This is a genomic window from Amnibacterium sp. (genome assembly GCF_025463795.1).
GTDB lineage: Bacteria > Actinomycetota > Actinomycetes > Actinomycetales > Microbacteriaceae > Amnibacterium.
In genome coordinates this window covers 1-7,842 of sequence record NZ_JAODBE010000090.1, presented here as the reverse complement: position 1 = coordinate 7,842, position 7,842 = coordinate 1, and the positions used below count along the sequence as shown (strand labels likewise).

Sequence of the window (7,842 nt, the reverse complement as noted above, 5' to 3'; positions counted from 1 at the left end):
ACAGGGCGAGCTCCGGGGTGACCTCGCGGTTCGCGAGGCCGCGGACGCCGTCGGTGCCGAAGAGGCGGACCATGACGGGGGAAGCGGGAACGCCGGGCGTCAGCGCTTCGAGAACTGCGGCGCCTTGCGAGCCTTCTTGAGGCCGGCCTTCTTGCGCTCCTTGACGCGCGCGTCGCGCGAGAGGAAGCCCGCCTTCTTGAGACCCGGGCGGTTGTTCTCGAGGTCGATCTCGTTCAGCGCCCTGGCGATGCCGAGGCGCAGCGCGCCGGCCTGACCGGAGGGTCCGCCGCCCGAGATCTTCGCGATCACGTCGTAGGCGCCGGTGAGCTCGAGCACGGTGAACGGGTCGTTGATCAGCTGCTGGTGCAGCTTGTTCGGGAAGTAGTCCGCGAACTCACGGCCGTTGACGGTGATGGTGCCGGAGCCCGGCACGAGCCGCACGCGGGCGATGGCCTGCTTGCGGCGGCCGACGGCCGCGCCGGGAACCGTCAGCGGCGGGCGCGACGGCGTCTCGGCCGGGGCCTCGCTCGTGGTGCTGAACGAGGTGGGGGTGTCGATGGAGTCTGCGATGCGTGCCATGTTCGTTGCTTCTTCCGGGCCCTACTGGGCGACCTGGTTCAGGGTGTACGGCGTGGGCTGCTGCGCGGCGTGCGGGTGCTCGGGACCCGCGTAGACCTTCAGCTTCTTGATCTGGGCGCGACCGAGCGAGTTCTTCGGCAGCATGCCACGGATCGCCTTCTCGACGGCACGGGTCGGGTGCTTCTCGAGCAGCTCCGCATAGCCGACCGCGGTGAGGCCGCCCGGGTAGCCGGAATGCCGGTAGGCGAGCTTCTGGTCGCGCTTCGACCCCGTGAGCGCGACCTGCGCCGCGTTCACGATGATGACGAAGTCACCGGAGTCGAGGTGGGGGGCGAAGGTCGCCTTGTGCTTGCCCCGCAGGAGGGCGGCGGCGTGGCTGGCGAGCCGGCCGAGCACGACGTCGGCTGCGTCGATGACGACCCAGTCGTGCTGGATCTCGGCAGCCTTGGGGCTGTAGGTGCGCGTCACGATGCTCACGCTTTCTGTCTCGAGGTGGTCGTGGATCCCGCTCCGGTGCCCGTTCAGCAGCCCATGGGGCCGGAACGAGCGGGTGGAGGGCTCGAAGAGGCGCGCGGGACGTGCCCGCACGAAGACCCGAGCCTACCCCATCGGCGGGGCGTCCTCCGCCCCTCGCCTGGCTCTGGTCCGTTCCGCCTGCGCCGTGAGCTCCGCATCCGCCGGATAGGCGACCTCGACGAGGGTCAGGCCGTGGGCCGGGGCGGTCGCGAACTCGCCGGTGCGGGCGCCGGCGTGGAGCAGCTGGTGCATCCTCGCGGGAGGAAGGCGCCCGGTGCCGATCGCCAGGGAGGCGCCGACGAGCGAGCGCACCATCCCGTGGCAGAAGGCGTCGGCCCGGACCTCGGCGACGAGCACCCCGTCGGCGTCACGATCCCAGCCGAAGGCCTGCAGGGACCGGATCGTGGTGGCACCGGGCCGCGGGCGGCAGTAGGCGGCGAAGTCGTGCAGGCCGGGCATCGGGTCGGCGGCCGCCCGGAGCAGCTCGAGCTCGAGCGCCCTGGGGTGCCAGAGGGTTCGGCGGCGCTGCAGCGGATCGCGGGCGGCGGTCGTGTCGGCGATGCGGTACCGGTAGCGGCGGTGGACGGCGCTGAAGCGGGCGTCGAACCCGGGCGGCGCGATGGTCGCGCGGTGGACCACCACGTCGCCCGCGGCGGCCAGCATGCCGGTGAGCCGATCGGCCACACGGGCCGCCTCCTCCCCGCCGCCGCGCCGCCGCACCAGCGCGGCGAGCTGGGACTCGCTGAGGTCGACGTGGGCCACCTGTCCGGTGGCGTGCACGCCGGCGTCCGTGCGGCCGGCGACGACGAGCCTCGGTACCGGGCCCGGCGCGCGGCCGACGGCGACGGCCAGCGCCCCCTCGAGCGCCCCCTGCACGGTGCGGAGTCCCCCGGCCTGCCGCGCCCACCCGGCGAAGTCCGTGCCGTCGTAGGCGAGGTCCAGCCGCACCCGCACGAGTGATGGGGCGTCCTCGGTCATGGCGCGAGCCGGTGGACGAGGGCGGCGGAGACCCGTCCGAAGCCGACGGAGGCGTAGAGGCGGTCGGCCGAGGTCGGGCTCTCGCCGTCGACGTGCAGGACCGCGACCGGCCTGCCTGCCGCGGTCGATGCGCCGAGCACGTCGGCGAGCAGGGCTCGCGCGACACCGCGCCCACGCCAGTCCGGGTCGGTGCCGACGAGCGCGATGTACAGCTCGTCCGCCGCGGCCCCCTCGTCCCAGCCGACGACGAACCCGGCGATGTCGCCGTCGTCGGTGAGCGCCAGCCGGGAGAGGTCGCGCTGCAGCCACGGGCCGAGCTGGTGGCGGGCCCAGGCGTCGGCGCCCTCGGGCCGGGACCCCCAGTGGCCGTGGAAGGCACGGTTCTTGGCCAGCCGGAGCGGCTCGTCGTACTCGGAGCCGAACCGGACCGCGCGCAGCCCGGCGGGCAGCGGGGAGGGCCGGACCGGGGACCCCGGGCGCCGGAGGGTCAGGAAGGTGCGCTCCGCGAGGAACCCTGCCCGGGCGAGCAGCCGCGCCGTGGCCTCGGCCGCGACCGGCTGCCTGGCGCTGATGGGAACGGTCGGTTCGGCCCGCACCGCACGGGCTGCCGCGATCTGCCAGTCCAGCAGCCGGCGGCCGATGCCGGCTCCGCGTGCATCCGGTCGCACGCCGCCCGGCAGCCGCACGGCCGATCCCGACCCGGGGACGAACACGAGGCCGTAGGCGGTCGGTACCCCGCCTCGCTCCGCGAGCACCGTGCGGGCGGGGTGGACGTCCGCCAGCTGCTGGTCAAGGTCCACGCGGCCGCCCGGTCGGCCCGGCTCCTCCACGCGCGCGATGGCGGAGGCGATCTCCTGCACCGAGTCGACGTCCCCGCGACCGATCCGTCGCCACGCGACACCCGTGGGACCGGTCGGCAGGGGGGCACCCTCCGGCATCGGCTCGGGAGCGGGCATGCCGCCCATCATGCCGGGCGCCGCCCGGAGCGTCGGCCGGGTCCCCTCCCGAGACGGGCGTCGCTGGAGGACCGATCCTGCGCGGATGGCGGCGCTCCACGGCAGGATGGCCCCGTGCCCAGCCAGCGCCTGCCCGTCGAGCTCCCCGTCGAACCCATGCTCGCGAAGGCGGTGCCGACCGTTCCGACGGCGGCGCCCGGTGGCGGCGGCCTGCTCTACGAGCCGAAGTGGGACGGCTTCCGCGGCATCGTGGCGTTCGACGGCGAGACGGTCGAGATCGGCAGCCGGGGTGGCAAGCCCCTCACCCGCTACTTCCCGGAGCTGACGGCAGCGCTCGCATCGGCGCTGCCCGGCCCGTGCGTGCTCGACGGCGAGGTCGTCGTGCCGACGGGCGGCGCCGGCGGCCAGCGGCTCGACTGGGACGCCCTCACGCAGCGCATCCATCCGGCCGAGTCCCGGATCAGGAAGCTTGCCGCGGAGACCCCGGCCTCGTTCGTGGCGTTCGACCTGCTCGCGACCGCCGACCGGTCGCTGCTCGACACCCCCTTCGGCGAGCGCCGGGCCGCCCTCGAGTCGTTCCTCGCGGATGCGCAGGCCCCGCTGTTCCTCACGCGCGTGACCGATGACGCCGCGCGGGCGGAGGCATGGCTGGCCGAGTTCGAGGGCGCCGGCCTCGACGGCGTGGTCGCGAAGCCGGTCGACGAGCCCTACCGGCCCGGCAAGCGCACGATGCTGAAGGTGAAGCACCACCGTACGGCCGATGTCATCGCGACGGGCTACCGCATCCATACGAGCGGCCACGGTGTCGGGTCGCTGCTCGTCTCGCTCTACACCGCCGACGGCCGGCTCGCGCAGGTGGGCGGGGTGAGCGCCTTCACCCAGCGGATGCGCGACGCCCTCGTCGAGGAGCTCGCGGACGTGGTGCAGCGCGACGAGCACGGGGAGCCGGTCACGGGCGAGGGCGAGCGCAGCCGGTTCTCCTCCGGGCGGGACACGTCGTTCGTCGTCCTCCGACCCGAGCGGGTGCTGGAGGTGCGGTACGACCAGATGGAGGGCGACCGGTTCCGGCACACAGTGCAGTTCGAGCGGTGGCGCCCCGACCGGGAGGCCCGCTCCTGCACCTACGAGCAGCTCGAGGTGCCGCACGACTACGACCTGGCGCAGGTCCTCGCCTGATGCCCTGACGCACGCCGAGGGGCCCCAGCAGGACGAGGACGCTTCGCCGGGACGAGCACCCCGTTGCATCCTGCCGCCGCGGATCCGTCCCGCTGACGGGTTCGATGCGGCCGCGGGACCGGCGTCGGCGGGTCACCCCACGGCGGCGTCCCAGTTGTCGGCGTTCTTCCGGCTCGGCTGCACCCGCGGCGGCTCCCCGGGCATCTTCGGGTAGTCCGGCGGGAACGGCATCTCGCCGAGGCCCGCGTCGAGGTCCCGCTGCCACCAGCCCAGCAGCGTCTCGATGCCGGCCGCGGACGCCGACATCCCGGCCCACGGGTCGCCCACCTCGAGGAGGCGTTTCGGCACGGTCCGCATCGTGAAGGCGAGCGGGTCGACGCCGGCCTCGAGCTCCTCCCACGTCACCGGCGTCGAGACGGTCGCCCCCGGCAGCGCCCGAGGGCTGTACGCGCCCGCGATGGTGCGATCGCGGGCCGCCTGGTTGAAGTCGAGGAAGATTCGCTCGCCACGCAGCTCCTTCCACCACGCTGTCGTCACCGTCTCGGGCGTGCGCCGCTCGAGCTCCCGGGCGGCGGCGATCACGGCGTGCCGCACGTCGAGGAACTCGTGGTCCGGCGTGATCGGCGCGTAGAGGTGCAGGCCTCGGTTGCCCGAGGTCTTCACGAACGCCGTCAGTCCCGCCTCGGCGAGCACCTCGCGCATCCCGAATGCGGCCGTGCGTGCTTCGGCGAAAGCGGTTCCGGGCTGTGGATCGAGGTCGATGCGCAGCTGGTCGGGGTAGTCCGAGGTGTCCGCGCGCGACGGCCACGCGTGGAAGACGAGCGTGTTCATCTGCCCGGCCCACACGGCGGCGGCGGGCTCGTCGATGACGAGCTGCGGATGGGCCCTCGCGCTCGGGTAGGTGACCACGACCGAGCGGATCCACTCCGGGGCGCCCTTCGGCGGGTTCTTCGAGAAGAAGAACTCCCCGGTGACATCGCCGCCGAAGCGCTGGAGCGAGATCGGGCGGTCTCCGTTCGCCTCGACGAAGGGGCCGCCGACGGCGGCCAGGTACGTCGCGAGGTCGAGCTTCGTGATCCCGACCTCCGGCCAGAGCACGCGGGAGGGGCTCGAGATCCGGATCTCGCGCACCCCGTTCGGTCCGTCGACCTCGATCGTCGTCGATTCACTCGCCACGGCCCGAGCGTAGGGCCTGGCCCTCCGCCGTTTTCAGGATCCGGCGGCCCTATTCAGGAGCATCCGCCCGCGAACTCGGCGAGCCGCCGAGGGATCTCCTGAAAACGGCGGATGGGCCGGCGGGAACGACACGAAGGGCCCCGCCATGGATCACATGGCGGGGCCCTTCGATACGGCGGATGTCAGGAGGCGGGGGTCGTCCCGGTCTCGCTGTCGCCGGCCTTCTCCGCGGCGTCGGCCTCGACCTCGGCGGCAGCCGGGGTCTCGGTCTCGGGCTCCACGGGAGCGGACTCCTCGACGGCCTCGGTGGCCTCCACGGGCACGTCGGCCGGCGAGGACTCGTCCGAGGCCTCGGTCACGGCGGGCGCCTCGGCGACCGGCGGCGTCTCGACCGGTGCGGCCGGGGCCGCGGTCGCCGCGGGAGCGGCGGTGCGTCCGGAGCGCTTCGGCGTGACGGGCTCGAGCACGAGCTCGATCACGGCCATCGGCGCGTTGTCCCCCTTGCGGAAGCCGGTCTTCGTGATGCGGGTGTAGCCGCCCGGCCGGTTGGCCATGAGCGGCGCGATCTCCGTGAACAGCTGGTGCACCACGGTCTTGTCGCCGATGGTGCGCATCACGCGACGGCGCGCGTGCAGGTCACCGCGCTTCGCGAAGGTGACGAGCCGCTCGGCGAGCGGACGCACCCGCTTGGCCTTCGCCTCGGTCGTGGTGATGGACCGGTGCTCGAACAGCTGCGAGGCCAGGTTGCCGAGCAGCAGGCGCTCGTGGGCCGGGCCGCCGCCGAGCCGGGGACCCTTGGTGGGCTTCGGCATGGTCAGGCCTCCTCGTCGTCGTAGGCGGAGTAGAAGTGGGCGCCGTCGAATCCGGGCACGGCGTCCTTCAGCGAGAGACCGAGCTCGACGAGCTTGTCCTTCACCTCGTCGACCGACTTCTGCCCGAAGTTGCGGATGTTCATCAGCTGCGTCTCCGACAGCGCCACGAGCTCGCTCACGGTGTTGATGCCCTCGCGCTTCAGGCAGTTGTAGGAGCGCACGGACAGGTCGAGGTCCTCGATCGGCATCGACAGCTCGGAGGAGATGGCGGCGTCGATCGGGGCAGGCCCGATCTCGATGCCCTCCGCGGCGCTGTTCAGCTCGCGGGCGAGGCCGAAGAGCTCGGTCAGGGTCCGACCGGCGGACGCGATGGCGTCGCGCGGGCTGATCGCCGGCTTCGTCTCCACGTCGACGACGAGGCGGTCGAAGTCGGTGCGCTCACCGGCACGCGTCGCCTCGACGCGGTAGGTGACCTTCAGCACCGGCGAGTAGATCGAGTCGATCGGGATCTGGCCCGCCTCGCTGAACTCGCTGCGGTTCTGCGTCGCCGACACGTAGCCGCGGCCGCGCTCGATCGTGAGCTCGAGGTCGAAGCGCGCCTTGTCGTTCAGCGTCGCGATGAGGAGGTCGGGGTTGTGGATCTCCACGCCGGCCGGCGCGGAGATGTCCGCCGCGGTGACCGGGCCCTCGCTCTGCTTGCGCAGGTAGGCGGTGATCGGCTCGTCGTGCTCCGACGACACGACGAGGCCCTTGATGTTCAGGATGATCTCGGTGACGTCCTCCTTCACGCCGGGGATCGTCGTGAACTCGTGCTGCACCCCCTCGAGGCGGATCGAGGTGACGGCCGCTCCCGGGATGCTCGAGAGCAGGGTGCGGCGGAGGGAGTTGCCGAGGGTGTAGCCGAAGCCCGGCTCGAGCGGCTCGATCGTGAACCGCGAGCGGTGCTCGGCGATGATCTCCTCGGTGACAGTGGGGCGCTGGGCGATCAGCACGTGTCGGTTCCTTTCGGTCGCGAGTCCGCTATATGACTCGCGTGTTCAGTGACGGCGGAATGCCGGGCAGGCGTGGACCGCCTGCCCGGCAGGAGCGACTAGTTGCGGCGCGGCTTCGGCGGGCGAACGCCGTTGTGCGCCTGCGGCGTCACGTCGTGGATCGCGCCGATCTCGAGGCCGGCGGCCTGGAGGGAGCGGATCGCCGTCTCACGGCCAGAGCCTGCGCCCTTGACGAAGACGTCGACCTTCTTCATGCCGTGATCCTGCGCCTGACGCGCAGCCGACTCGGCTGCGAGCTGAGCGGCGTAGGGCGTCGACTTGCGCGAGCCCTTCATGCCGACCGCGCCGCCGGAGGCCTGCGTGAGCACGGCACCGGTGATGTCGGTGATCGACACGATCGTGTTGTTGAACGTCGACTTGATGTGGGCCTGACCCACGGCGACGTTCTTCTTGTCCTTGCGACGCGGCTTGCGGACCGCAGACTTGGGAGCTGCCATTGTTCTCTACCTCTTCCCCGCGGCCTAGCGGCCGGCCTTCTTCTTGCCGGCGACGGTGCGCTTCGGGCCCTTGCGGGTGCGAGCGTAGCACTTCGTGAGCTGACCGCTCACCGGAAAGACGCTGCGAAGGATGATGACCTCGTAGCTGACGATCTCGAAC

9 protein-coding genes and 1 pseudogene are annotated in these 7,842 nt (G+C 72.5%); 1 reads left to right on the top strand and 9 read right to left on the bottom strand.

What is annotated here, in order from left to right:
* Positions 1–99: 99 nt before the first annotated feature.
* The 4 genes from rpsI to JWQ92_RS08455 all read right to left on the bottom strand — a co-directional run bounded on the left by rpsI (position 100) and on the right by JWQ92_RS08455 (position 3,029).
* Positions 100–579, bottom strand: a complete 480-nt coding sequence (gene rpsI, locus JWQ92_RS08470; protein ID WP_297344022.1) for a 30S ribosomal protein S9 — start codon at positions 577–579, stop codon at positions 100–102.
* 21 nt (positions 580–600) lie between these two features.
* Positions 601–1,047: a 50S ribosomal protein L13 gene (gene rplM / locus JWQ92_RS08465; RefSeq protein WP_297344024.1), complete on the bottom strand. Its 447-nt coding sequence runs from the start codon at positions 1,045–1,047 to the stop codon at positions 601–603.
* 132 nt (positions 1,048–1,179) lie between these two features.
* On the bottom strand, positions 1,180–2,073 hold the full coding sequence (locus tag JWQ92_RS08460) for a tRNA pseudouridine(38-40) synthase TruA (RefSeq protein WP_297344021.1): 894 nt from the start codon (positions 2,071–2,073) through the stop codon (positions 1,180–1,182).
* Positions 2,070–3,029, bottom strand: coding sequence for a GNAT family N-acetyltransferase (locus JWQ92_RS08455; protein WP_297344020.1), 960 nt, complete (start codon positions 3,027–3,029; stop codon positions 2,070–2,072). The genes JWQ92_RS08460 and JWQ92_RS08455 overlap by 4 nt, the downstream gene beginning before the upstream one ends.
* Before the next feature lie 129 nt (positions 3,030–3,158).
* Between JWQ92_RS08455 and JWQ92_RS08450 the strand changes: the two genes are divergently transcribed.
* Positions 3,159–4,205 carry an ATP-dependent DNA ligase gene (locus JWQ92_RS08450; protein WP_297344023.1) on the top strand — a complete coding sequence of 349 codons (1,047 nt, stop codon included), beginning with the start codon at positions 3,159–3,161 and terminating at the stop codon, positions 4,203–4,205.
* 132 nt (positions 4,206–4,337) lie between these two features.
* Here the strand turns inward: JWQ92_RS08450 and ligD are convergent, their stop codons facing one another.
* The 5 genes and pseudogenes from ligD to rpsM form a co-directional block, all read right to left on the bottom strand.
* Positions 4,338–5,381 (bottom strand): non-homologous end-joining DNA ligase, encoded by a 1,044-nt coding sequence (gene ligD / locus JWQ92_RS08445; RefSeq protein WP_297344019.1) that lies wholly within the window; start codon positions 5,379–5,381, stop codon positions 4,338–4,340.
* 182 nt (positions 5,382–5,563) lie between these two features.
* Positions 5,564–6,193: a 50S ribosomal protein L17 gene (gene rplQ, locus JWQ92_RS08440; RefSeq protein WP_297344018.1), complete on the bottom strand. Its 630-nt coding sequence runs from the start codon at positions 6,191–6,193 to the stop codon at positions 5,564–5,566.
* Between the two features lie 2 nt (positions 6,194–6,195).
* On the bottom strand, positions 6,196–7,185 hold the full coding sequence (locus JWQ92_RS08435) for a DNA-directed RNA polymerase subunit alpha (RefSeq protein ID WP_297344017.1): 990 nt from the start codon (positions 7,183–7,185) through the stop codon (positions 6,196–6,198).
* Between the two features lie 98 nt (positions 7,186–7,283).
* Entirely contained in the window at positions 7,284–7,682 is a 399-nt protein-coding gene (gene rpsK, locus JWQ92_RS08430) for a 30S ribosomal protein S11 (protein WP_297344016.1), read from the bottom strand.
* 24 nt (positions 7,683–7,706) lie between these two features.
* Positions 7,707–7,842: pseudogene (rpsM, locus tag JWQ92_RS08425) on the bottom strand (30S ribosomal protein S13); the annotation flags it as partial.